Below are 1,851 nucleotides of genomic sequence, written 5' to 3' on the forward strand. Positions count from 1 at the left end.
GCGGTGAGATGATAGACCATCGGCCCGGCTGCAAACATATCCACAATATAGTCCTCGCGCGCCAGTGCATCGCTGACAGCCGCGCAGAGAGAGACCGCACGCTCCAGAGCCTCCTTCCGCGCAAGCGAGGAGCCCTGCGTGGGAACATGAGTATCAAGCACCACACCGACCCGCAGAAAATACTCCTCGCGCCACTCGCGTACCACCAGAGCGGCACCCGCCGCTCCGGCAAGCCGCGCGGTGGAGCGCCAGTCAATATCGCGCGGGTTGTCGCCGTCGCGCCACTCCCGGTTGCCCAGGTACTCAAACGAATCGCCGACCTGGGACGCCATCGCGATTCCCCCTGGCTGGAACCGTCGCCCACGGGGCAGCGTAAAACGGGTCAGAGGGCGGAAGCTGGGGTGGACAATCAGGCGAGTGGGCTGGCGCTGAATCTGGTAGGCTTGGAGAAGCCCAAAGGGAAAGTCACTGAGGAGCCGGTAGCCTCCAAAAATAAAAGCGCCTCGTCCGCGACAGTGCAGCGGAAACGCAACCTGGCGGCTCTCTCCGGGCTGTAAGTTGCCCACGGGCACACCCTCTTCGGGGAGTGCCTCTACTTGCAGCGGGAGCCCCCACCCCTGTAGTGTCAGATCTACCAGCGGCAGCCGCCCCGAGTTGGTCACGGTGACCTCTGCCATGAGAGTCTCACCGGCGGTGATCCGCTCGGCATGACGCACCTGGGCCTGAACACGAAGCGGAAAAAAAGCTATCAAGGAGAGACACCAGAGCCCCGAGGAATAAAGTGCCAGAGGAACCGTTTGCGTGTCCAAGTTCCAGAAAAGAGCGATCACAAAAAAAATAGCGCCCGTCAGCCCCAGAAACCAGCGCCCTGCCCGGGTGAACCGAAAGTGGTAGAAACGCCAGACCCACTGCCCCGCCCGCCCCTGGTAGTAGGGGTGGAGGTTGATGTCCTTGGAGGCCGGGTAGCCCACCATGATCTCACGAATCGTCATCTACTGGCTATTGTACCTGCGTTAGAGAGGATGAGAATTTATAGACAATCTTACCGATACTACTGCTAGGAAAATGTCTTGAGGTTATAATCCAAAGTGGGAGTGGTTGGGTGAGAGTTTTTTTTCTAGGATCCGGAGCAGCAGAAGGGTTTCCCGCACTGTTTAGTCGGACTCCTATCAATCAAGAAGCGCTTCGTCGTGGGGGCAAGAACCTGCGGCTGCGCTCGGGCATCTTGCTGGACGAGACCCTGCGTGTGGATCTCTGTCCCGATGCGCTGGCACAGGTGCACAAGTACCCGGCGCGTGATCTGACGGCAATTGAGCACTTGCTCTTCACGCATACCCACGATGATCACTTCGCCGTGCGTGAGCTCCAGTATCTCTCCTGTAACTTCGCACCGGATCGGGAGCGGCCGCTTCAGGTCTGGGCGACAGACTATGCGCTGAGCAAACTTCGGGCAGAGCTGGAGTCTTTCTTCGAGGAGCCACCGCTGCGCTGCCGTCCGCTGACGCCGTTTCAGGAAGTGCAGATTGGGCATCTTTTTGTGACACCCCTCACGGCGCACCATAAAACCGATGAGCTGTGCCTGAACTATCTCTTTCGTGAGGGCGCGGCAGAAAGTGCGAGACATCTGCTCTACGCCTCGGATACGGGCTGGTACGATCCACCCACCTGGGAATTTCTGGAGGGCGTTTCCCTGGACGGTGCCATTATCGAGTGTGGCAAAGGTATCTCATCCAATCCCTACGATGGCCACTTAAGCCTCGACGAGTGCATCGCTTTCAAGAACAAGCTCCGACTGACACCCGGCGCACCGGTCTACTTGACCCACATCTGCCACACCGGCCTGCTCCTGCA

General features: G+C 59.2%; 2 protein-coding genes. One reads left to right on the forward strand and one right to left on the reverse strand.

Annotated elements, in window-relative coordinates:
* A partial coding sequence (locus ACH2EH_RS08570) for a DUF58 domain-containing protein (protein WP_395140776.1) occupies positions 1 to 992 on the reverse strand: 992 nt, incomplete at its 3' end.
* A 110-nt stretch (positions 993 to 1,102) separates the two neighbouring features.
* Here ACH2EH_RS08570 and ACH2EH_RS08575 point away from each other — a divergent pair.
* Positions 1,103 to 1,851, forward strand: a 749-nt coding sequence (locus ACH2EH_RS08575; protein ID WP_395140777.1) for an MBL fold metallo-hydrolase, incomplete at its 3' end; no start/stop codon positions are given.

This window comes from Armatimonas sp., assembly GCF_043760365.1.
In the GTDB taxonomy this organism is placed as follows: domain Bacteria; phylum Armatimonadota; class Armatimonadia; order Armatimonadales; family Armatimonadaceae; genus Armatimonas.